The following is a 22,758-nucleotide window of genomic DNA, read 5'->3' as shown; positions in this document are numbered from 1 at the left end:
GCGGTTATTACCGCCCCTTTTTGTTGATCGTGACAGGCTTTTATTCCGGCTTGGAAATATGCAGATCCATCTGCGGATACGGGATGGAGATGCCGTTTTCATCGAATGCCAGTTTAATCTTCTCGTTGAGATCGAAGTAAACAGGCCAGTAATCGCCTGAGTTGACCCATGGGCGGACATTGAAGTTAACACTCGAGTCGGCAAGTGCTCCCACGGCAATCAATGGCGCAGGCTCTTTCAGGATGCGCTCATCGGCATCGATAATGCCCTGCATGATCTCCTTGGCCTTGCGGATATCGTCGCCATAACCGATCCCGAACACCATATCGACGCGCCGGGTTGGGCGTGCCGAATAGTTGGTGATTGTCCCGTTATAGATTGAGCCGTTAGGGATAATGATCTCGCGGTTATCGCCTGTTTTCATCGTGGTGGTAAAGATACCAATCACTTCAATTACGCCGGAGGTACCCGCTGCTTCAACAAAGTCACCCACCTTGAAAGGGCGGAATACGATCAGCAGCACACCTGCGGCAAAGTTCTGCAGGGAGCCCTGCAGCGCCAGGCCGACAGCAAGACCGGCAGCACCGATCAACGCGATAAAGGAGGTTGTATCGACGCCGAGCTGGTCGAGGGAGGCGATGATAATAACAAGCAGCAACAGGGCGTTGAGGATCGAATGAACGAAATTGACCAGTATTGGGTCCAGATCGGCCTTTCTAAGCATTTTATCAACGACACTAAGCAGGATTTTTGCAACCCGGCGACCGACAACAAAGATTGCCAGCGCGAGCGCAATATTGATTCCCCAGGGGATAACATAAACGCTTATCAGCTCCTGGATATTTGATGTTTCAGGCATAAACCCCTCCGATAGTTTGCAAGCAAACAGTGATCTCTCGCTTAATATGGCACAACTTTACCGTCAAATGCAATAAACTGTCCGGGGGAATAATCGCGCGCCTCGTTAATCACCCGACACATGCCGGCAACGGATGTATCGACATCGATCAGCCCGCTGTTTCCGGTCATGTCTGTGGCCACCCAGCCAGGATGCAGCGTGATCACCTGCACCCCAAGCGGGGCCAGATCAACCGCCATCGATTTTGAAACGATCACCAGCCCCGCCTTGGCAGCGCGATAGGCATAGGTGCCACCGCTGCTGTTATCCTCTGATGAGCCCATTTTAGAACTGACGTTTGCAATCACACCTTTGGCAACAGCCACTCGCTCGGCCAGCCTCTGCACTACCCGCAAAGGCCCGACGCAATCGATATTGAATACCTGCAGCATCGTTTCGCCCGTAACCTTCGCCAGTGACTGCCCCCTCATGGATTCTATCTGCTATCTGCTGCTACCATAGGGCGCATGGCTGCATCAGTGAATACCCGAATTCCCCGCCAGGGCATGAGAACCCTGCTTATGGGAAGTGTGAGCGATCGAATCCTGCTGTTCGTTTCGCTGACAGCAATCGCTTCGGCGTGGTTTTTCGTACAGGCTGTGGCCGCATCCGGCCCTGCCGTAGCCGAGGTCTATTTCGGGAAAACGCTGCTTGCCACCTATCCACTTCCCAATGCCGGGGAACCGCCCACACACCTGCAGGTCGAGGGCAGTATCGGTGCAGCCGAGATCGTGATTGATGAGAGCGGCGTCCGCTTCAGCGCTTCGCCCTGCGATGCTCAACGCTGTGTCTATTCCGGCGCCCACCAACATGCGGGTGATATGATCGTCTGCGTTCCCAACCGTATTCTGATTGCCATCCGCGGTCGCACCCAGGGTCGTTTCGATGCCATTGTCGAATAACATGAATCATCCGCTGCCACGGCCACCGCTTGCCCAGCTGCAGGGCAGGGCGAACTGGGTGGCACTGCTGCTGCTGGCCATTGGACTGCATGTTTTTGAGGCAGCGCTTCCCAGCCTCGGGCCATGGTTCAAGCCGGGGCTTGCCAACCTTGTTACGCTGCTTGCCCTGCTCTGGCTCGGCCCCAGTGCCGCACTCATGCTCTCCATCGGTCGCGTCATCGTTGGCAGCTTCTTTATCGGTACACTCTTTACGCCTACATTCGTTATCAGCATGGCTGGCGGCCTCGCTGCCGCTCTTTTCATGATTGCGGCATGGCGCTTTATTCCGGGCATCACACTTATCGGTGTCAGCCTGCTGGGGGCTCTCGCCCACATGGTGGCTCAGTTTGTAACAGTGGAGACACTTTTTATTCAGCAGAGCGCTCTCTATTTCGCGCTGCCCCCATTGCTGCTTCTCTCTACAATGACCGGCTGGCTAAATGGGGCGCTGGCAGGGTATATTGCGGCGAGACTTGAGTATCCTGATGAAAACAGATGATCTAACCAGCGCTCAGCGCCGATTCGGCGGTGCACTCATCGCCTCGATTGCCCTGCATATTCTGCTGGTGGTGATGATTGATTACATCGATAACGACAAACCGCTGCCGAAAAAGAATACGCCGCAGATCATGGATGTCGTTCTGCTGGACGATAAGAAATCACAAGCGAAAAAAACACCCGAGGATGCCAGGACAATGTCCAACCGCACCGCCAGCGGCGGCAGCAAAGCCGAGGACCGCATAACACGCATGGCCAAGGCTCCAGTCTCCGGCGATCAGCAGCGCCCGCAACCCGCCCCCCCGCAACAGCCCAAGACGCCACCCCCGCTTAACCAGCAGAGTCGCTCCCGCCTGATGGCTAAACGAAGCGAGTTTCCCGATAGCAGCCAGCTTAAAAAGCAACAGAAGGCAGATAAAGCCAAACCCAAGCCGAGGGATCCGGCTAAAGTCCCCCTCTCTAATCTGATGCCATCGGCAGTAGCGCTGTCACAGCTCTCTCGTGATTTCGAGCGCGAGCGACGCATGAAACAGAAGCTGTCCAAAGAGGCAGACATTCCGATCAACACGCGCGAAGCCAAATATGCCCCCTATGCCCAGGCGCTGGTAAGGGCGCTTGAGGAGCAGTGGCGTCCTGGTCAGGCAAACTACGAAAGGTTTGCCGAAGATGCGCGCCGCTCCCTGATCAAGCTGACAATCGAGAAAAACGGGGATCTTGCTGGTGTTGAAATCCTCAGGCCGAGCCCGATTCCCCAGATCAACAACAGTGCCGTGGAAGCGATTCATGCGGCAGCCCCGTTTAAGGTGTTGCCCTCGTCATGGGGGCTGGATCGCGTCAGCTTCTATCTCACCTTTGAGGTAATAGAGGACAGGTTTGTATTCAGACCGATGTAGAGCCCTGCTCACCTGGTACGCAGATAACGCCCGTCAACTTCCCTGGCGGGAAACAACTGATCCCTACCGAATCTGGATCTCCGAAATCATGCTGCAGCAGACGCAGGTGAAAACCGTTCTTCCACGTTACCTTGCATGGTTTACGCAATTCCCGACAATCAGCTCGCTTGCTGCTGCCTCTGTGGATGAGGTACTGAAGGCGTGGGAGGGGCTCGGCTACTACCGTCGCGCACGTTTTATCCATCAGAGTGCCCGCATGATCGACTCCGATTACCTTGGCAAATTCCCTCACCGCTTCGATGACATCATGAAACTTCCCGGCATCGGCCGCTCCACAGCAGGCGCCATTGCCTCGTTCTGCTTCGGCATGCAAACAGCGGTACTCGACGGCAATGTGAAGCGGGTACTCAAGCGCTGGCATGCAACAGCTGAAGCAAGCGACAAGGAGCTATGGCTTCTGGCCGAGCAGGCTATTGCTGAATCCGGCACCCCTGCCATCTGGAATCAGGCCATGATGGAGCTGGGTGCGACTGTGTGCTCAGCCAGATCATCAGACTGCGCTTCATGTCCTGTGAATGAATGTTGCGATTGCGCTTTTCAGGTTGAGGCGACAAATGCGGTTCGCAAAAGCACAGCGGTTCTTGATCTGCACTGGCGCGTTGATCTTTTTATCTGTTCGCAGAGGGGGATCTGGCTGACGCAACGTCCCGACACAGGCATATGGGGAGGGCTCTGGTCGCCGCCGATCACTGAATTAACAGAGACACCCGATAAGGGGCCGCTACATATCCATCAACTGACCCACAGGCGGTTACACCTCTATCCGCAGCATCTCGACTCTGATCCTGTCGGCTGTGGTCGCTGGGTTTCCTCAATAGAAGGGTTTGCCCTGCCGACAGGCATCCTTCGCCTGCTTGAGAAGGTTACATAATGCTTTTCCGTTTCCTGCTACTGCTCCTGATATGTGCCCCGTCTGCCCTGTCGGCTGCTCCATATCAGGCCATGGTGGTTGCAGCACAGAAAAGTGCCGCTGAAGCAGGCATGGCGATGCTGGAAAAGAGCGGTAATGCCTTTGACGCGGCAGCGGCAACTGCTCTTGCACTGGGGGTGGTGGAGCCCGGCTCCTCAGGCATCGGCGGGGGCGGATTCTTTCTCCTCTATATCGCCAGAGAGGACCGTTATGTGATGATCGATGCGCGCGAGACCTCCCCGAAACTGGCCGGAAATGGAGAAGTCTTTGAGCAGCAGTCCAGCATCGACGGGCCGCAATCGGCGGGGGTTCCGGGGCTGGCCGCAGGTGTGGACCACCTGATCGAAACTTACGGCAGACTGAATCGAAATGTGATCACCCAGCCGGCGATAGATCTGGCAAGCAACGGTTTTGCAGTCGGGCCAAGACTAAGATCGATGCTGGAGTGGCGCAGCAGCGCCTTCAGCGACATGGCGCGAACCACCTTCCTTGCCGGTGATACGATTCGCCAGCCGGCACTGGCCGACACGCTGCGCCGTTTTGCAAGGGGTGGGAGGGACGACTTCTACCGCGGCGAAACTGCGGGAAGACTGGTGGCTGACATGAAACGTGATGGCGGCCTGATCCGCGAATCAGATCTAGCCACCTACCGTGTTATCGAAAGAGAGCCGATCATATTCGATTATCGGGGATTCCAGTTTGTCTCTGCAGCGCTGCCATCATCGGGCGGCATGACTCTGGCGAATGTTTTTGGCCAGCTTCAAGATGACAACCTGAAGGTATTGAATCAGTCCGATCGTATCCATCTGCTGGTTGAAGCGATGAAGCGTGCCTACCGCGATCGAAATGCCCATATGGGTGATAGCGACTTTGTCGAAATCCCCGACCTGCTTAACCCGAAGCGTCTGCAGCAGCAGCGTGCAGGTATCCGCATGGAGCATGCCACGCCGAGCAGTGAAATCGGCAACAGCAGCGATGCGATCGGGCCGGGAACCGATACCACCCATTTTTCCGTGATTGATGCCGAAGGCAACATGGTCTCCGCCACCCTCTCTATCAACTACGCTTTCGGCTCGGGCTACCTCTCCCCCTCCACCGGCATCCTGCTTAATGACGAGATGGATGATTTCGCCACCCGCCCCGGCAAGCCCAATGCGTTCGGGCTCGTGCAGGGGAGCGCCAATGCCGTGGCGCCGGGTAAGCGCATGCTCAGCTCCATGACACCGACCTTCGTGATCGGCCCGGATCGCACCTTCATCGTCGGTACCCCTGGCGGTTCACGTATTATCAGCATGGTGCTGCTTGCCTCGCTCGGTTTCATGCTCGATGAAACCGCGGCTGCCGAATGGGTCAACGCACCTCGTTATCACCACCAGTTTCTGCCCGATGAAATCCAACATGAGCAGGGAGCCTTCAATCCTGATGTGGCTAACGAACTTCAGAAGCGAGGCCATAAACTCAAACTGATGAAGCGCCGGTACGGAAACATGCACGCCATCCTGATTGAACGCGAGACAGGCAAACTCACAGGCATTCCCGATGCTCGCGGTGAAGGCGTTGCAATCAGGCAGGAGTAACCGGTCAGCTCTCAATCATCGCAGAAAGAACAGCACACCACCCATCTGCAAGATTCTTGCGATTGTAACCGCCACCACCCAGGGCGATCAGTCTGCCCTGAGCAAACTCATCGGCGATTCTGCAGAGCGATGCTGCAGCTTGGGCGTGGGATTGCGGAGATAGCCGAAGATCGGTGATCGGATCACCGGCAATCGAGTCTGCGCCGCACTGCAGGATGATAAACTCAGGCTGGAAATCCCGGACGAAACGTTCCGCCTGCGGCCAGATGCGCGCAAAATCGGTGTCGTTCGCTCCTGGCGACAGCGGCAGGTTGAGCTTGCTGCCGACAGCTTCACCCGACCCTGTTTCATAGGCGAATCCGGTGCCGGGATAGAGGCAGGCGCCATCCTCATGCAGATCGACGATGCAGAGACCGGCATCCTCTTCAAAAGCATAAAACAGGCCGTCACCGTGATGGGCATCGATATCGACGTATGCGATCCGGCGAATGCCGTGCACGGCGCGCAGGGTTTCGATCAGAACACCGGCGTCGTTAAACACACAGAAGCCTGCTGCCCGGTCGCGCCTGGCATGGTGCAACCCGGCAATCGGCACGAAACAGCGGCGGTGCGTTCCCTTGATCATCCCATCTGCGGCCGCCAGCACACTACCGACCACCGTGGCTGCTGCTTCATAAACCCCCTTGAAGGCGGGGGTGTCGCCGTAGTCGAGATATCCCACTCCGCTTGCCGATTGTTTGATGACGCGCTCAACATAATCATTCGTATGGAAGCGTTCGATCCCGGAGCGGGATGCGATGACCGGTACCGCGATATCCACCCTGCGGTCGAGCCCCAACCGTACCGCCTCGCGAAAAAAGGCGTCCATTCGGTCGGGACCGAAGGGGTGCCCTTCGCCGAAACCGTAACGGGCCAGTTCCGGGCCGATATAGAGCTGTACCCGGGGTTTGATTGGGGGGGCGTTCATGAATCCAGTATAGCCGGTTTTGAAAAATTACTCCCAGCCAATATTAAGTGGCGCAATCAGCCGGTAATGAAAAGATAACTCCAGCCACCAATCAGCAGCGCGGAACCAAAGCTCAGCAGGGCAACCCAGCCCATCGCCAGTACGATATTCCTCCGGCCCGCCTTGTGGGCATGCCAGGCAAACCATGATGCAAAACAGCCGACCGGTATAGAGAAGATGAGGAAGATGGCAAGGAGCATCCGGCAAGGATATCCGCCAGGCCCGCATTGCCAAGCCCGATCTCTGCTCTATGCTTTCCCGCCATCGATCGCCGAAGGGGAACAGATGATCATCAAGCTTCAGAAATTGTGGAAAAACGCCGCTGAAACACCTCGGGATAAGCGCCAGCATGAAGTTTCGCTTGCCGTGACCGCCCTGATGGTCGAAGTGATGCGCATGGACGGCAGGCTGGAAGCGGCGGAGCAGAGTGAAATTGTACAGGCCATCGAAAAGCGTTTCGATCTGTCAAAGTCCGAGGTGCATGAACTGATCAAACAGGCTGCCAGAGAGGCGGATCAGGCCCTCGACCTGCATCAGTTTACTTCCACTGTGGTAAAGGCATTTTCAACCGATGAGCGCATAAATATCCTGACCGAGCTCTGGTGCGTGGCGATGGCAGATGGCGTGGTCGATCCTTACGAAGAACAGCTGCTCAGACGCATGGCCGATCTGATGGGGCTGCACCACAGCCAGTTTATCCAGGCCAAAATTGCTGCAGAACTGATGTTCTGAGCACTCAGGGTTATTTCGCCGAACTGAGCACCACCCAGATCGATGCAATCTCTCCAGCGTGATCCTGGGCGGTTGCCGCCATCGGAAATATGCGCTGCTTGCTTACTCCCCGATAGTTAAGATACCTCTCGATCAGTCTGCGCGTATGCTTAATGCGCTGAACGGTATCCCGATCCAGCCTGTCGCCAGCCCACTTCGGAATCAGATCGACAACCAGCGAGGAATCACTCCTCATCTTCTTTGCCACATTCAACAGTCGCGTGCGCTCGTTCAGCGACAGAGCGCCTCTTTCTCTGAGGCGAATACGGGTCGCCGTCTTACTGCTGACAGGCCTGGAAACTGATGCCACCTCAAACGGCCTGGTGGCCGACTCACGCAGTGCCTTCTGCATGGAGAGCCCCAGGGTGTGTAAACCCAGCGGCCGCTCGCTCCAGCTTCCTTCTACAGGAAACTGCAGGGAGATCTTACCGTTTTCAGACTCCAGTCGTTTTAACAGATCAATCGTATTATAACCGATTCGACCGATCATCGGATCGTTTGATGCCACCGCATGCTCCACCAGCGCACGCTCAATATTGATGGCCACTTTACCTGCATATTGATCGGGTTGATCACCCTGACTTACCTGCAGTGATGCAGAGATACGCCCGCGAACAGGTTTCGGCATGCCTGAAGCACGCATCCATTCACTAAGGAACAGTGGCGTGGCATTTACCAGCTCAATATTACCAAGGAATTTTTCCTGGCTTGCCAGAGGACTCCATGAACCATCCAGCTTCAGTTGCCCCTCCCCCATATTACCGTGCATGGAGAGTGTTGAAAGTTTACGCGCTGTCAGCTGCGAGAGCCTAAGCTCTGCATCAGTAACCCATTCGGACTCAGGCTGACCAACACTGACCGTGCCTCCGCTCATCGTGAGTTTATCTATTTCCCATCTTCCGGCCAGCATGCCTTCAGCCCACCAGCTTCTCTTATTCGCCTGCACCATGTCGGCCTTCTCGCCGCCCCTCTGAAACGGCAGCGGTATCAGGGAGGCGATGTAGTGCCACTGTTCAGCATGCAGTCGGGAAACACGCTGCCTGTCGAGACCCATTCCGACAGGCCCGAAATCGCTGTTAACCCTCTCTGCCATCCATCGGTTTCCGGCATAGGAAAGCAACACACTCTCGCTGGTAGCCTTGCCCAGCATCACCCATTTCCCGTGTTTCAGTTTCGCCTGCACTGCAAGGGATGTTGTACCCTCCAGTGATAGCGGTGAACTCGCCGGGCTTCCAAATGGAAGCAACGGCCTGAGCTGCGTCAATGGCACCTGTTCTGCCCGGATTTCCAGCTCCCCGTTTTGGACGCTTCCCTCCTGGCGCAGAAGCTCGCCCGTCACACTCCATTTGGGGTCCGTTTCCCTGCCTTCACTATCACTGCTATGCAGCTTGATATCCGACAGCCCCCTGGCGGTCAGTGAACAGTTCCCCCCGATCCCGGAGAGTTGAATATCCCCTTCCGGAAGCATCATCACGACATTCAACGTACTGATGCCGACTGTATCGGCCCGGACACTCCATACCGGACGCTGCTGATCATTCCCGTTCTGGGCGCCAAGTGGCTGAAAAGCGATGGAGGAATTTGACAGTTTCAGAGTGCTGGCATCCAGCGTGTGATTACCTGTATCGAGTGCAATTGCGCGATAGTCGAGGCTTTCGATACGCCAGTGGTCGCGCTGCAATCCGGAAGAGAGTGTGGAAGGGAGTGCGAAAGCAATATTGCGCACCCTCCCTTTATCTCCCTTAAGCAGCAGGCCATCCCCGGCGGTCTGCACGCTTATATCCCCGTCAAGCCGTCCGCTCAGCAACGCCCTGCCCTCTATTTTCGGCAGATAAGCGCCCCATCCATCCAGAGGCCAGGCGCTGCTGTTGATAGCTACATTCCAGCGATCATCCGACCTTTCCCCTTTCCATTTCAGGCCGGAGAGCTGAATACGGTTATCTTCGAAGGCGTGCTTCAGACGCATGCTTCCATTAAGCCGGTCCCCGCCGGAACCACTCTCTCCGCGTTCCCACTGCAGCGTTCCCGCCAGTTGGCCTGCAGTGGGGCCTATTGGCAACGTGGGCGAGAGCAGCGAAACATCTACATCGCGCCAGGTTAACTCCCCCCTGCTTACTGATGCAGGTTTTTCCGATCTCAGCCAATGCGCCTGAACCGGTGCACCGTGGAATTGCGATGTCAGGGAGACCACACGATCCTCTCTCAGAGCATGCAGGGATAGCTGGATAGCGTCTATGATAAGCGGTGGAGCCTCTTCATTTTCGAGATATAACGCGACGATTCCATCATCGACATGAAGCGCACCGGTAGCCTTCCATATCCGCTGCAGCACCTCATCATTCTGCCATGTGTCGAGCAATCCCTGATAGTGCAACTCAGCCTGCAGCCCGGAAATGGCAACCGTACCGATACGTGGCGCATTGCTGGTCAACAATTTTGGATTTGCTCGAACAAGCATGTGATCTATAACAAGGGCATCGCTGCCACGCTCGATTTCGATGCCCTTGAGAATCAGGCCATTCCTCAGCAGGTGGTAGCGGACATCTCCAACTTTAACATTCGCGGTTTCTGCCCAGCCATATATCGACTCTTCCGCCTGCTTCTGCGCTCTGATCTGCAACGACAGGTGCATCGCCACACAGAGCAGCGAGAGGATGGCGATAGAGGCCAGGTACCAGCGCGCACCCGCAGGAAAAACACCTACCGGATGGCGAAACAGGCGCGAATGCTTCAGATACCCTCCGTACCCTCGTTTGCGCTACAACTTTTTCTGTTGCAGCTGTTGGACCACACTCTGGTCTTCCAGTGTTGAGATATCAGAAATGATCTCCCGCCCCGCGGCAATATCCCGAAGCAGGCGACGCATAATCTTGCCTGAGCGTGTCTTGGGCAGGCTGTCTGCAAAGCGGATATCATCCGGTTTGGCAATGGCGCCGATCTCCTTTGAGACATGGTTGCGCAGTGTCGCAACAAGTTCGTCATCGGCTTCGCGCTTAAGCACCACAAATGCACAGATCGCCTCCCCCTTGATCTCGTCAGGCCGTCCGACAACTGCAGCCTCAGCAACCGCCTCATGGGACACCAGTGCCGACTCGATCTCCATGGTTCCGAGCCTGTGTCCTGAGACATTCAGAACATCGTCAACCCGGCCCATGATCCAGAAGTAACCATCCTCGTCACGACGGGCGCCATCTCCGGCAAAGTAGAAGCGGTTGCCGAACTTCTTCCAGTAGGTATCAACATATCGCTGATCATCTCCCCAGACACCGCGCAGCATCGATGGCCACGGCTTGCGAATCACCAGCATACCGCCACCCTCTGTGATTGGCTTGCCTTCATCATCGACAATATCCGCCTCAATACCGGGCAATGGATAGGTGGCTGAGCCCGGCTTGGTCGGCGTTGCAAAAGGGAGCGGGGCGAGCATGTGACCACCTGTCTCGGTCTGCCACCAGGTATCGACGATCGGACAGCGTCCCTTGCCGATCACGTTGTAGTACCACATCCACGCTTCCGGATTGATCGGCTCGCCCACCGTACCAAGCACGCGTAATTTGGACAGGTCGTGGCTGTTCGGCCAGGCATCGCCCGCCTTGATGAGGGCACGGATCGCTGTCGGAGCGGTATAAAAAATAGTAACACCATGATCAGCACAGATTTTCCACAACCGTCCGGGATCAGGATAAGTTGGCACACCCTCGTACATCAATGTGGTGCCGCCATTAGCCAGCGGCCCGTAAACGGAATAGGTGTGTCCTGTAATCCAGCCTACGTCTGCGGTACACCAGAAGAGGTCTGAATCAGGCCTGAAGTCAAAACTCCAGCGCATGGTGAGTCGTGCCCAGAGCAGATAGCCGGCAGTGCTGTGCAGAATACCTTTGGGCTTACCTGTTGAACCTGAAGTATAGAGGATGAAAAGCGGATGTTCCGAATCAACCGCAAGCGGCTCGCAACTGTCCGGCTGCACCTTCAGTGCGTCATGCCATCGGATATCGCGACCTGCACACCAATCCACCTCATTGCCGGCATGGCAGACCACCAGTACATGGGAGAGGCTGCGACAACCTTCGGAGAGGGCTTCGTCGACATTCGGCTTCAGCGCATGAATTCCGCCCCGTCGCCCGCCACCGTCCGCCGTAATAACAAGCTTCGCGCCGGCATCTTCTATCCTGTCACGCAGCGCCTGCGGGGAAAAAGCCCCAAAAACAACAGAATGCACTGCTCCGATTCTGGTGCAGGCAAGCATGGCAACTGCGGCTTCGACAATCATCGGCATATAAATAATTACGCGATCACCTGCCTGAATACCGAGTTGTTTCATCGCATTGGCGGCGCGACACACCTCGGAGAGCAGGTCGCTGTAACTGTAGTTGCGAACCTCACCGGCTTCTGACTCCCATATAATGGCGGTGCGCTCACCAAGGCCGGCATCAACATGGCGGTCGAGACAGTTTTCAGAAAGGTTCAGCTTTCCACCTTCAAACCAGCGATAGAATGGAGCATTGTCGCCATTGAGAACGCGTGTAAACGGCTCGCGCCATAACAGATGTTCGCGCGCGAGATCGCGCCACGTGCTATCGAAATCGTTCCTGAACTGCTCACGTATGCTGCGATATTCTTCCATCGAGGCGATATGCCCCTGATGTCCCTGCGGTGGATTAAAAGTACGAAGTTCTTCCAGAATAGTAGTTATCGCTTCTGACATGGGCTCCTCCAGTGACCTTTCTAGCAGGCAAAAGATATGCCGACAATACGCTTTCGCTGAAGTGCGAATACGTTATGATAACGCATGCTGAAAATTTGTCTCATTAAAACAAGCATTAACTCGAAGAGTGCAGCCAGGCGACTGGCGGAACGGCTTGTGGAGACAAAGCTTGCAGCATGTATCCAAATCAGCAAAGGGCGGTCGGTTTATCGCTGGCAGGGTAAACTCGAAAAGGAGCGGGAGTATTTCCTCGCCATCAAAACTGCCCCCTCTCTCTGTGAAAGGGTAATAGCACAATTAAAACATGACCACCCATATGATCTTCCCGAGATCACCTGTACAGAGCTGGATACAACAGATAATTATGGCAGCTGGGTCTATGCTGAGGTCAATGCTAGCATTGTGGCTTCCACACAGGAGTGATCAATGATTGAAGTAACATATGCAGGAGCGCTGGTTGCCGGACTCCTCTCATTTCTCTCTCCCTGTGTGCTGCCGCTGGTCCCCGCTTACCTCTCCTACATCTCCGGAGTCTCAGTCAACGAGCTTCGCCACCACGACGGGGGAACCTCCTCGATGCGCCGCCACGCTCTGGCGCAATCGCTCTGGTTTATTGCCGGCTTCAGTCTGGTCTTTATTGCTCTCGGCGCATCGGCCTCGCTGATCGGGCAGTGGATGCTGGCCAACATGGCGATACTCGGAAAGATCGCAGGTGTCATTATCGTTATCTTCGGACTTCACTATGCCGGCATCATCCGCATTCCGTTCCTGATGATGGAGGCCCGCTTCGATACCGGCGGTGTTAATGCCAAACACGGGGTCGGAGCGCTTGTTCTGGGTTCAGCCTTTGCCTTTGGCTGGACACCATGTATCGGGCCGATTCTCGGTGCAATCCTGGCCGTAGCAGGAGCACAGGCCGAGTTGATGCGCGGCGTGGCCCTGTTGGCAATCTATTCTCTCGGGCTGGCCATTCCCTTTCTACTGGCAGCACTGGCTACCGACAGCTTCCTGCGCTGGTCGTCGCGTTTTAAACACCATTTCGACCTGATCGAGAAGATCTCAGGGGTACTCCTGATCGCTGTAGGAGCGCTGATTTTCCTCGGCAGCTTCAGTGTGATTTCAGGCTGGCTCATTGAGTGGTTCCCGGCTCTTGCAGATATCGAAGGTGCGTTCGCCAAATAACCTTTTCGGACCGCTATAATGGTTGACCCTGAATCACTCTGGTGATTCAATATCAGCGTTATGCAGGAATCTCCCCAACAAGCGCTGGAAAGTCGCATCAATGAATTGACAGAGCACCTGTCAGTGATTCGCCGTAATATGGAAAAAATTATTGCAGACAATCACCGTATGCGGGAAGTCGTACGCATTGCCGAAAGCGAACTGCGCAAACGTCGCGATCAGGTGCAGAAACTTGAGAATGAACTGAAAGGCTTGCAGAACAACCGCCTTGAAGCCAAAGCCAGGGTTGAGCATGCCATGGAGAAGCTGGATGACCTGATTTCATCAGGCCAACAGGGAGAGGCCTCATGAGCCAGCATGTTGAGATCAGCCTGATGGGGCGCTCTTTCACGATCATGACCGATGAAGATCCCGAGCAGGTTGTCGCTGCGGCAAACCTCGTGCAGGAGCACATTGATGAGATCAGGCAGATGGGTGTTACCGTCGGCTCAGACCGTCTTTTAACCCTCGTCGCCCTGAATCTTGCGGGTGAACTGATCAAGGGCAATGAAGCCAAAGTGGATGGTCTCGACGGCTTGATCTCAGCACTCGACGGTGTAGTATCACAAGCAGAAGGTTTAGCGAAAGCGCCCCTGCGTTGAGCGAATGGCAGAAATGTTGCCTGAGCCGATACTTGTCGAAAGGGAGCTTACCTACTTTGGCCGTGTGCGTCCCGTGACCGGGATACCTGACGCCAGGGTGCGGCGCCCACCTCTTGTTAGAGGGTTCGACGACTGTTTGCCACTACGCCAGCGCGGGGGCGCCCTTTTTTTCCCGAGAGCTGCGAATTCATCTCCATGACATCTGCCCCTCAAAGTAAAGATCTGATAAGGAGCTCTGCGTTAGCTGCGCGCCGCAATCTCTCCACAGAAGAGAGAGAGCTCTTTTCTGCCAGAATCAGGCAGAGGTTAATTGACCATCTGGCCGCTCAGAACACAGCAACAGAAGTGCTTCTTGCTTACCGCGCCATGCCGTCGGAAGTGGATGCCGACCCTCTTTTTTATCTGCCCGGCTTCCGTACTTTTGCGCCGGTAACCCATCATCACGAACATATGGAGTGGCATGAGTCCACACCTGAGACGCGCTGGAGCCATGGGGTTTTCGGGATCCTTGAGCCCGAAGCAGGTGAAATCTGGATGGGTGGAGAGGGCATCACCACGCTGCTATGTCCGTTGACGGCCTTCGACCGGTCCGGCAACCGTCTCGGCATGGGCAAGGGCTGTTTTGACTTCTGGCTCGCCAGCCATCGCAAGCATATCTATCAGGTGATCGGACTGGCTTTTGCCTGTCAGGAGGTGGCCGGCATTCCCGAAGAATCTCACGATATCCCGATGGATTTCGTGATTACAGAGCAGGAGGTGATTAAGTGTCAGAAAAGCTGAATGTTCTGGTCATCGGGGACATTATTGGAAAAGCAGGTCGCAGGGCCCTGGCGGAGCACCTGCCTGGGCTGATCGACCAATATCAGGTCGACTTTACAGTCGCCAATGGTGAAAACCTGGCTGCCGGTTTCGGATTGAATGCGAGGGTCGCCGAAGAGATGTTTGCCCTTGGCGTCGATGTCATGACCAATGGCAATCACTGCTGGGATCAGCGCGAGTTTCTGCAACTGATCGAGGAAGATGACCGCCACGTGCGTCCGATGAACTTTTCACCCCATGCCCCCGGTCGTGGCTGGACGGTGAAAGAGAGCGCTGTCGGCCATAAAATTGCTGTGGTGAACCTGATCGGGCAGACATTCATGGGGCCGTGGGACTGCCCGTTTGCTGCCGCAGACAAGGCCCTTGAGGAGATCCCGGATGATGTGCGCATCATTCTGGTGGATATGCATGCCGAGGCGAGCAGTGAAAAAATGGGCATGGGCTGGCATCTGGATGGCCGCGCTTCGTTTGTTTACGGCACCCATACCCATATTCCAACCTGCGATGAGATCATTCACGCCAGCGGCACGGCCTATCAGACCGATATCGGCATGACTGCCTCCTACCAGTCGATTATCGGCATGAAGGTGGAGGGGGCCCTCTATCGCATGGTGCAGCGACTGCCGCAGCGCTTTGAAGCGGTGGAGCGGGGCGGCTCAATTTTTGCCACACTGGTATCGGTTGATGCAAACAGCGGCAAAGCGATCTCCATTGAAAGGATCCATATTCCGCCTTCCTGATTTCAGGGAGGCAATAAAAAAGGGGCCTCAATAAGGCCCCTTTTTGTTTTACTCTACTGCTTCGCTTAGCGAAGTGACTCAGCCTGCATTGCAGATTCAGGCGTATCAGCAAAGGTTCTCAGCTTCTGTGCCCGCGATGGGTGGCGAAGCTTGCGCAGCGCCTTGGCCTCAATCTGACGAATACGCTCACGCGTCACGCCGAACTGCTTGCCAACCTCTTCCAGGGTATGGTCGGTGTTCATGCCAATACCGAAACGCATACGCAGAACCTTCTGCTCCCGGTCAGTCAGATTCTCCAGCACCTCAAGCGTCGCCTCGGCAAGTGCTGCACTCACTGCGGCATCAAGCGGATTCTCGGCATTTTCATCTTCGACAAAATCGCCAAGCTGTGAATCCTCATCATCACCGATCGGCGTTTCCAGCGATACCGGCTCCTTGGCCACTTCAAGGATCTGTTCGACCTTTTCTACCGGCAACTCCAGATGTTCAGCCAGCTCTTCCGGTGTCGGTTCACGACCGATCTCCTGAGCAATCTGGCGTGATACCCGCATCATCTTGTTGATCGTTTCAATCATGTGGACAGGGATACGGATGGTACGTGCCTGATCGGCAATAGAGCGGGTAATGGCCTGGCGAATCCACCATGTAGCATAGGTCGAGAACTTGTAACCACGACGCCACTCGAATTTCTCAACCGCTTTCATCAGACCGATATTTCCCTCCTGAATCAGGTCAAGGAATCCAAGCCCACGGTTGGTATATTTTTTGGCAATGGAGATCACCAGACGCAGGTTTGCCTCGATCATCTCCTTCTTGGCCTGGCGCATCTTGGCCTCACCCATGGTCAGTTTACGGGCCACATCCTTCAGCTCATCAACTTCCATTTCGGTTTCCTGCTCGACACGCTTCAGACGCCGCTGGTTCTCCTTGATCTTGCCGGTAACCTCTTCGAGTCCCTCGACCCAGGCGGCATCCTTGTGATCCCTGATAATGCCATCAATCCAGCGCTCATCGGTCTCACTTGGCGGGAATGTTTCAAGAAACAGTTTGCGCGGCATCTTTGCAGCCAGCGCAAAATCGCGGATGGTACGCTCGAAACGACGTACGCGCTCGACGGCATTCTTGAAACGCTGTACCAGCTGGTCGAGCTGACGCGGAGAAAACGGAATGCTTACCAGCTCCATCAGCATCGCATCGAGCACCTCACGGCTTTTCGCCTTCAGCGTTGCATCATCGGGCTTCTTGGCCAGCTGTTTTTTCACTTCAATAAACTGATCATGCAGCTCTTTGGCATTGGCAAAGTGGAGAAGCGCCTCTTCCAGCTGCTCTTCCTTGGTGATGACAGTCTCCATCATCGGGGTGCCGTCCGGCGTGGCGGTACGCGCCTTGATCGCCTCTGAAAGCTGTTCAGCGTCCAGTTTCGGCCCATCATCCAGAGGCTCGTCGTCCTCATCCTCGCTGCGGCTCATGCGATTCTCATACTCTTTGATCGCAGCCGCATTCACGACCTTCTCGTCAACATCGATGATGTCGCGGAAGTTAGGTTCTTCACCGGTCTCCAGTGCTTCATCACGAATCTCAACAATACGCTCGCCCAGCAGCATGATTTCACGGAAAGTGGATGGACAGAGACAGATCGCCTCATGCACCTGCATGCGCCCCTCTTCGATACGGCGGGCAATTTCAATCTCGCCTTCACGGGTCAACAGTTCAACCGTACCCATTTCACGCAGGTACATGCGTACAGGATCATCAATGCGGACAACGGTGCCCAGCTGGGAGGTGTCGGCACGCAGAGCGGAGTCTTCCTTACGCAGGCGATCCTTGCGCATCGCATAGGCACCGGTTGGCGCACGCTCAGGGTCAACCACCTCAACGCCCATTTCGGTAAACACATTGATCAGCTGCTCAACGCGGTCGGCAGACACCAGCTCGCCCGGAAGATGCTTATTAAGCTCATCGTAGGTGATATACCCGGCCTGTTTTCCCTTGGCCATCAGGCTTCCGAGTTCGCGGATGGTAATTTGCTCTCGTTTGTTCGGCATAAAGTTATGCTCCTGTATCGCTTTGCTCTCTACCCAGCTTAATTCGTTCAAGGTCAATTTCGCGTAACCTTAAAGGAAGGGTAGTTTTTTCTTCAAATGGCATTGTATCGCGCTCTGAACTCAGGCGACGCTTGATGTAGTTACTCTCCATAACCAAAAGAATGGCTTTGTAATCTACGTCCTGTACGGCTGCCTGATTCACCCAGCGAGAAATCAGTGTTTGGCTCTCAGGGAACTCCTGTGCCAGTTGTCTCGCGATGTCGGTATTGTCGTCTTCGGTGGCCGCTATTATTGAAAAAGCGCGCAAGTATAGCGGCCTGACCCCGTCATTATCAACAAGAAAGTTCCTGGCAATTTCAGGAAGGTCACGAAAGCGCTCGGTTCTTTGAAAAAGGCCGGCAAGAAACCGCTCCTCGATGCCACTCAGCTCTACTGTACCTTCAGAACTAGGAGAGGGTGAGCTTGCAGCCGAACGGCGCAGATGCTGCTTCAGCGAAATACCTGTTGCCTGCTCCACCTCCTGACGCCACGCCTGCGCAAGATAGTTGTCAGTCATGGTGGCGAGCATGGAGTCGGCCTTTTTGGCCATACGTGCACGCCCCTCCACCCCCTGTCCGGCAAGAAGTTTCAGCCCCATCAGCCAGGTCTCCAGAACCGGCTTGGCCTCATCCTTCATGCGGGCCCGGAAAGATTCCGCCCCCTCTTTGGCAAGCAGCGAATCGGGATCCTCCCCTTCGGGCAGGTAGAGAAATTTCGGTTCCAGCTCAGCCTTGAGAAGCGGCATCATCCGCTCCAGTGCCCGCCATGCCGCCTGACGACCGGCACGGTCGCCGTCGAAGCAGAATACCGGCCCCTCGCAGAGGCGGAAAATCTCGCGGATCTGGCGCTCGCCGATCGCCGTACCAAGCGGCGCAAGGCCTATTTTCAGCCCATATGCGGCCAGAGCAAGCACATCCATGTAACCTTCAACCACCACCAGCTGCTTCTCTTTCCTGATTGTATCCCGATGTTCCGAGAAGCCGTATAACAGATCCGACTTATGGAACCAGTTGGTCTCAGGGGAGTTGAGGTACTTCGGTTCACCCTCCCCCAGCACGCGACCACCAAAACCGACAACGCGGCCGCGACGATCACGGATGGTGAACATCAGGCGATTGCGGAAGCGGTCACCGTAACCGCGTTCACCCTTGAACAGAAGACCAACAGCCTCAAGCTGGGCAGCGCTCCTGTTATCGGTTCCGAACACCTGCTGCATAAAACCATAACCATCCGGTGCATAACCGAGCCCATAACCTCTTACTATCGACTCAGGGAGGCCACGCTGTTTGATGTAAGCGACAGCGTTGCCGCCACCGGAGCCATAGAGGGCACGCGCAAAGGCATCAGATGCACGCGACAGAAGGGTATATGCTTTTTTCTGCCGCTCTTCATCGCCGGGCTGACGCTGTGTCTCTTTCGGCACTTCCAGCCCTGCCTTTTCAGCCAGATACTCCACCGCTTCGGGAAAAGAGTAGCCGTCGTGCTCCATAAGAAACTGGAACGCACCACCACCCTTGCCGCAGCCGAAGCAGTAGTAGAGCTGTTTATCAGCAGACACCGAAAACGATGGCGATTTTTCATGGTGAAAAGGGCAGAGCCCCATCATGTTTGAGCCGGCCTTTTTCAGCTCGACATGGCGCGCAATAATATCAACGATATCCGTGCGCGATAGCACCTCATCCAGGAATGAAGGTGGAAAGTTAGCCATAAGTTATTATGTAGAAGGTAATAGCCCTGAATGCAAGCGCATCAGAGCCAATTATCCGAGGCGGGATTTTACAATGGCGGATAGTTTCCCCATATCGGCGCGTCCCTGTGCCTTGGTTTTTACAATGCCCATCACCTTGCCCATGTCGCGCATACCGGTTGCACCGGTATCAGCGATAGCCTGATCGATCATGGCATGCAGCTCATCATCGGAGAGCTGTTCAGGCATATAGGCCTGAAAAATCGCCGCCTCAGCAAGCTCTTTCTCACGCAAGTCTTCACGTCCGGCCTCGGCATACTGCCTGGCGGCATCATTGCGCTGCTTGAGGAGCTTGGCCGCCACGGCCAGCGCCTCGGCCTCATCAAGCGCATGACCGACCTCAATCTCCTTATCCTTGATCGCAGCACGCAGCATGCGAATAGAAGAGAGCTTCAGTTTGTCGCCTGCTTTCATGGCGGACTTCATATCGTCGGTCAACTGCTGCAACATGGGTCTAACTCCGTAGGTTCTAATAAAATAGTTGGAAATAAAAAATGCCGGACCATGAGGCCCGGCATTTTCAGTTGTTTACATACACAAGCCTGTGTTTAGTAGTCGCGGTTTTCGCGCATACGAACACGACGAAGGCGCTTCATCAAACGCTTACGTGCTGCAGCTTCCTTGCGTTTCTTGGCGATAGAGGGCTTCTCATAGCACTCGCGACGACGGCATTCGGAGATGACGCCACCTTTCTCAACCTGTTTACGGAAACGCTTGAGTGCAATTTCAAACGGCTCATCAGGATTAACTCGAATTCCTGGCATGTAAAAACATCACCCCCTTGGGTTCATTCCCAAAAAACTTTGAGCCGGTTAACGGGCTCGCCCTTCTCTCACTGCGGCGCTAGGCTCGCAAACCGCGCCGGTCTTGGCGCAGGAAAAGGGCGGCGGATTATGACAACCGAAGAGAACAAGTCAAACAGCGACAGGGGCAACCGCTCCTCAGCATTGCTGCGCGCCGCCTCCAAGGTTGGCGGCTGGACCATGCTCTCGCGCATTCTCGGATTCATTCGCGACATATTCCTGGCGCGTGTGCTCGGCGCAGGGCCTCTTGCCGATGCATTTTTTGTCGCCTTTAAACTGCCCAACTTTTTCCGGCGCATGTTTGCCGAAGGCACCCTCACCGTGGCGCTGGTGCCGGTACTGTCGGATGAACGACAGAAGTCGGAGGAGGGGGCGCACGCTTTCCTGAATGCAATGGCCACCCTGCTGCTGCTGGTGCTTACCCTGTTTACCCTGCTCGGCATGCTGCTGATGCCCTGGCTTCTCTACCTCTTTGCCCCCGGCTTTGCCGATGAACCGGATCGCTGGAATATGGCGCTTGAGCTGGCGCGGCTCATGTTCCCCTATCTAGCCATGATCTCGCTGGCTGCCATGGCCTGGGCGGTTCTGAACACCCATAAGCAGTTTGCAGTCCCTGCAGCCAGCCCGGCCCTGCTCAATGTGGCGATTATCTTTGCCGCCGTTGTGCTAGCGCCATCATTTGATAACCCGGCAGTGGCACTCGCTATCGGCGTCCTGCTTGGCGGCTTTTTGCAGCTTGCGATTCAATTTCCGGCCCTGAAACGGATCGGCTGGGTGCCACGCATCAGCTTTCATTTCAGACAGGATGCCATTGCCGAAACCATGCGTCTGTTCGGCCCTGCTGTGCTTGCGATTGCTGCCGTACAGATCAATATCCTGGTCGGAACAATTCTTGCCACCATGCTGGAGAGCGGAGCCGTCTCCTATCTTTACTACTCCGATCGCATCGTACAGCTGCCGTTTGCGCTGTTCGGCATTGCCATGGGAACAGCGCTTTTGCCGACCCTTTCCGGCCACCTCTCAAGGGGCGACCATGCCGCTGCGGGTGATGACCTGCGCTCGGGATTTGCCTGGCTGACCTGGCTGGTACTACCCTCTGTAGTCGGCATCATCTATCTGGCCGAACCGATCATTGTCACACTCTTTGAGCGCGGCGCCTTTACGCATACCGACAGTATTGCGACTGCAGCAACACTACAGGCCTATGCGGTGGGATTGATTGCCTTCTGCTGGGCACGCTTGTTCGCGTCCGCCTGTTATGCCGGCAAGGATGCCAGGGCACCGATGCGCTATGCCGCCATCAGTGTTGCCGTCAACATCATACTGGCAGTGATTTTCATGCAGTTCTGGGCCTATGTCGGACTTGCACTCGCCACTTCACTTGCCTCCTTTGTCAACGTCGGTCTGCTCTATCTCAGGCTCAGCAAACATTACGGCACGCTATTTAACACAGATACGCTCCGCCGCCTCTCCACTGCGGCAATAGCCACTCTTCTGATGTTCTTCTTTCTTTACGGATTTGATCACCTGATCTGGTCATTTCCTGCTGCAGGCGATATGGCCCGCTTTGCCTGGATGGGCGCATCTGTTGCAGGAGGCATCGCAGTCTTCTCCGTTTCTGCTTTAATCATGGGAGAGCGGGAGCTTCTGCTGCGCTTTTTGAAGAGGAAAAAACGTGCGTCGTGATGTGATCGTATTTGATATCGAAACTGTTGTGGATGCTGATAGCGCCCGGCGAGTTCTGCGTCTTCCCGACATTTCGGATGCTGAAGCACGCGATGCACTCTCCGACTACTTCCTCGAGAAAACCGAAGGCCGTAATGACTTCCCGCGCCAGCCATTTCACCAGGTCGTAGCCATCTCTTACGGCCACCTGATTCGGGAACCCGGAGAGGAGGGGGGTGAGATGGTAATTCGCCGGCTGGGCACCGGAGGCGATTCCAGCAGCAGCGAGCAAGAGATACTAGAAGGCTTCTTCCACCTGATTGAGGCACGTGCACCTCAACTCGTCAGCTTCAATGGTCGCGGCTTCGATGTGCCTGTTCTTAAATACCGCGCCATGGCTCATGGCCTCTCCTGCCCGCGCTGGTTCACCCAGGGTGACAAGTGGAACGGTTACGACACGCGCTACTCAAATGAGTATCACTGTGACCTGCTCGAACTGCTCTCCGATTTCGGGGCCTCTGCCCGCTGCTCGATGGATGAGGTGGCAGCGGCATTCAATATTCCAGGCAAGCTCGAAACCGCGGGTGACAATGTGCGCGAGATGTTCGAATCGGGCCAGATCGAAGCGATCCGGGATTATTGTGAAACCGATGTGTTGTCGACGATGCTGATATTCCTGCGCCACCAGCTCTTTTCCGGAGCCCTCACGGAAGGCGCATATGCCCGCGCCATTCTCGGTGTGCGGAACTACCTGGAGTCTGAGTCCGAATCCCGCCCGCACCTTGCCGAATACCTGAAGGCGTGGGATCAGGGCTGAT

At 55.5% G+C, this 22,758-nt stretch carries 24 protein-coding genes and 1 other RNA gene; 15 read left to right on the top strand and 10 right to left on the bottom strand.

Annotation, left to right across the window (positions count from 1 at the left end; all coding sequences use genetic code 11):
* Window positions 1–40: 40 nt before the first annotated feature.
* Together Ga0123462_RS00580 and Ga0123462_RS00575 are read right to left on the bottom strand one after the other, a co-directional pair.
* Window positions 41–859, bottom strand: coding sequence for a mechanosensitive ion channel family protein (locus Ga0123462_RS00580; RefSeq protein ID WP_100264522.1), 819 nt, complete (start codon window positions 857–859; stop codon window positions 41–43).
* A gap of 41 nt (window positions 860–900) precedes the next feature.
* Window positions 901–1,329, bottom strand: coding sequence for an SDR family NAD(P)-dependent oxidoreductase (locus Ga0123462_RS00575; RefSeq protein ID WP_100264521.1), 429 nt, complete (start codon window positions 1,327–1,329; stop codon window positions 901–903).
* 36 nt (window positions 1,330–1,365) lie between these two features.
* On the opposite strand from Ga0123462_RS00575, the gene Ga0123462_RS00570 reads away from it, so the two are divergent.
* The 5 genes from Ga0123462_RS00570 (at window position 1,366) to ggt (ending at window position 5,777) form a co-directional block, all read left to right on the top strand.
* Window positions 1,366–1,800: a NusG domain II-containing protein gene (locus Ga0123462_RS00570; RefSeq protein WP_232726474.1), complete on the top strand. Its 435-nt coding sequence runs from the start codon at window positions 1,366–1,368 to the stop codon at window positions 1,798–1,800.
* 1 nt (window position 1,801) lies between these two features.
* The gene (locus tag Ga0123462_RS00565) at window positions 1,802–2,338 is read left to right on the top strand and encodes a Gx transporter family protein (RefSeq protein WP_100264520.1); all 537 of its coding nucleotides are present in this window, start codon (window positions 1,802–1,804) and stop codon (window positions 2,336–2,338) included.
* On the top strand, window positions 2,325–3,230 hold the full coding sequence (locus tag Ga0123462_RS00560; protein ID WP_100264519.1) for a TonB C-terminal domain-containing protein: 906 nt from the start codon (window positions 2,325–2,327) through the stop codon (window positions 3,228–3,230). The genes Ga0123462_RS00565 and Ga0123462_RS00560 overlap by 14 nt, the downstream gene beginning before the upstream one ends.
* Before the next feature lie 88 nt (window positions 3,231–3,318).
* Entirely contained in the window at window positions 3,319–4,161 is an 843-nt protein-coding gene (locus Ga0123462_RS00555; protein WP_100264518.1) for an A/G-specific adenine glycosylase, read from the top strand.
* Window positions 4,161–5,777: a gamma-glutamyltransferase gene (ggt, locus tag Ga0123462_RS00550; RefSeq protein ID WP_100264517.1), complete on the top strand. Its 1,617-nt coding sequence runs from the start codon at window positions 4,161–4,163 to the stop codon at window positions 5,775–5,777. The genes Ga0123462_RS00555 and ggt overlap by 1 nt, the downstream gene beginning before the upstream one ends.
* A 4-nt stretch (window positions 5,778–5,781) precedes the next feature.
* Here the strand turns inward: ggt and Ga0123462_RS00545 are convergent, their stop codons facing one another.
* Window positions 5,782–6,744 (bottom strand): acetoin utilization protein AcuC, encoded by a 963-nt coding sequence (locus Ga0123462_RS00545; protein ID WP_100264516.1) that lies wholly within the window; start codon window positions 6,742–6,744, stop codon window positions 5,782–5,784.
* A 56-nt stretch (window positions 6,745–6,800) separates the two neighbouring features.
* Window positions 6,801–6,983, bottom strand: a complete 183-nt coding sequence (locus tag Ga0123462_RS00540; protein WP_100264515.1) for a hypothetical protein — start codon at window positions 6,981–6,983, stop codon at window positions 6,801–6,803.
* 85 nt (window positions 6,984–7,068) lie between these two features.
* Between Ga0123462_RS00540 and Ga0123462_RS00535 the strand changes: the two genes are divergently transcribed.
* Window positions 7,069–7,515: a tellurite resistance TerB family protein gene (locus tag Ga0123462_RS00535; protein ID WP_100264514.1), complete on the top strand. Its 447-nt coding sequence runs from the start codon at window positions 7,069–7,071 to the stop codon at window positions 7,513–7,515.
* Window positions 7,516–7,525: 10 nt separating this feature from the next.
* Here Ga0123462_RS00535 and Ga0123462_RS00530 read toward each other — a convergent pair whose 3' ends face one another.
* Window positions 7,526–10,192: a hypothetical protein gene (locus Ga0123462_RS00530; RefSeq protein WP_157821225.1), complete on the bottom strand. Its 2,667-nt coding sequence runs from the start codon at window positions 10,190–10,192 to the stop codon at window positions 7,526–7,528.
* 120 nt (window positions 10,193–10,312) lie between these two features.
* The gene (gene acs / locus Ga0123462_RS00525; protein ID WP_100264512.1) at window positions 10,313–12,259 is read right to left on the bottom strand and encodes an acetate--CoA ligase; all 1,947 of its coding nucleotides are present in this window, start codon (window positions 12,257–12,259) and stop codon (window positions 10,313–10,315) included.
* A gap of 84 nt (window positions 12,260–12,343) precedes the next feature.
* Between acs and cutA the strand changes: the two genes are divergently transcribed.
* From cutA to Ga0123462_RS00490, 7 genes are all read left to right on the top strand, one after another.
* Complete coding sequence (cutA, locus tag Ga0123462_RS00520) at window positions 12,344–12,682, top strand: divalent-cation tolerance protein CutA (protein WP_100264511.1); 339 nt, start codon at window positions 12,344–12,346, stop codon at window positions 12,680–12,682.
* 3 nt (window positions 12,683–12,685) lie between these two features.
* Window positions 12,686–13,441, top strand: a complete 756-nt coding sequence (locus tag Ga0123462_RS00515) for a cytochrome c biogenesis CcdA family protein (protein ID WP_100264510.1) — start codon at window positions 12,686–12,688, stop codon at window positions 13,439–13,441.
* Window positions 13,442–13,501: 60 nt separating this feature from the next.
* Window positions 13,502–13,792, top strand: coding sequence for a hypothetical protein (locus Ga0123462_RS00510; protein ID WP_100264509.1), 291 nt, complete (start codon window positions 13,502–13,504; stop codon window positions 13,790–13,792).
* Window positions 13,789–14,082, top strand: a complete 294-nt coding sequence (locus tag Ga0123462_RS00505) for a cell division protein ZapA (protein ID WP_100264508.1) — start codon at window positions 13,789–13,791, stop codon at window positions 14,080–14,082. Before Ga0123462_RS00510 ends, Ga0123462_RS00505 begins: the two co-directional genes overlap by 4 nt.
* Window positions 14,068–14,245: non-coding RNA, 6S RNA (gene ssrS, locus Ga0123462_RS00500), on the top strand. The genes Ga0123462_RS00505 and ssrS overlap by 15 nt, the downstream gene beginning before the upstream one ends.
* Window positions 14,246–14,277: 32 nt before the next feature.
* Window positions 14,278–14,862 (top strand): 5-formyltetrahydrofolate cyclo-ligase, encoded by a 585-nt coding sequence (locus Ga0123462_RS00495; RefSeq protein ID WP_100266400.1) that lies wholly within the window; start codon window positions 14,278–14,280, stop codon window positions 14,860–14,862.
* The gene (locus Ga0123462_RS00490; protein WP_100264507.1) at window positions 14,847–15,641 is read left to right on the top strand and encodes a TIGR00282 family metallophosphoesterase; all 795 of its coding nucleotides are present in this window, start codon (window positions 14,847–14,849) and stop codon (window positions 15,639–15,641) included. Before Ga0123462_RS00495 ends, Ga0123462_RS00490 begins: the two co-directional genes overlap by 16 nt.
* A gap of 65 nt (window positions 15,642–15,706) precedes the next feature.
* Here the strand turns inward: Ga0123462_RS00490 and rpoD are convergent, their stop codons facing one another.
* The 4 genes from rpoD to rpsU form a co-directional block, all read right to left on the bottom strand.
* Entirely contained in the window at window positions 15,707–17,686 is a 1,980-nt protein-coding gene (rpoD, locus tag Ga0123462_RS00485) for an RNA polymerase sigma factor RpoD (protein WP_100264506.1), read from the bottom strand.
* 4 nt (window positions 17,687–17,690) lie between these two features.
* Window positions 17,691–19,433 (bottom strand): DNA primase, encoded by a 1,743-nt coding sequence (gene dnaG, locus Ga0123462_RS00480; protein WP_100264505.1) that lies wholly within the window; start codon window positions 19,431–19,433, stop codon window positions 17,691–17,693.
* A 51-nt stretch (window positions 19,434–19,484) separates the two neighbouring features.
* Complete coding sequence (locus Ga0123462_RS00475; RefSeq protein WP_100264504.1) at window positions 19,485–19,922, bottom strand: GatB/YqeY domain-containing protein; 438 nt, start codon at window positions 19,920–19,922, stop codon at window positions 19,485–19,487.
* 98 nt (window positions 19,923–20,020) lie between these two features.
* Window positions 20,021–20,236, bottom strand: coding sequence for a 30S ribosomal protein S21 (gene rpsU, locus Ga0123462_RS00470; RefSeq protein ID WP_100264503.1), 216 nt, complete (start codon window positions 20,234–20,236; stop codon window positions 20,021–20,023).
* A 129-nt stretch (window positions 20,237–20,365) separates the two neighbouring features.
* On the opposite strand from rpsU, the gene murJ reads away from it, so the two are divergent.
* The gene (gene murJ / locus Ga0123462_RS00465) at window positions 20,366–21,961 is read left to right on the top strand and encodes a murein biosynthesis integral membrane protein MurJ (protein WP_100264502.1); all 1,596 of its coding nucleotides are present in this window, start codon (window positions 20,366–20,368) and stop codon (window positions 21,959–21,961) included.
* Window positions 21,951–22,757 (top strand): 3'-5' exonuclease, encoded by an 807-nt coding sequence (locus tag Ga0123462_RS00460; RefSeq protein ID WP_100264501.1) that lies wholly within the window; start codon window positions 21,951–21,953, stop codon window positions 22,755–22,757. Before murJ ends, Ga0123462_RS00460 begins: the two co-directional genes overlap by 11 nt.
* Window position 22,758: the final 1 nt, after the last annotated feature.

Origin of the sequence: Mariprofundus ferrinatatus, assembly GCF_002795825.1 — a bacterium.
Taxonomy (GTDB): Bacteria; Pseudomonadota; Zetaproteobacteria; order Mariprofundales; family Mariprofundaceae; genus Mariprofundus; species Mariprofundus ferrinatatus.
The sequence above is the reverse complement of the archived record's forward strand: the minus strand, read 5'-3'. Positions and strand labels throughout refer to the sequence as shown.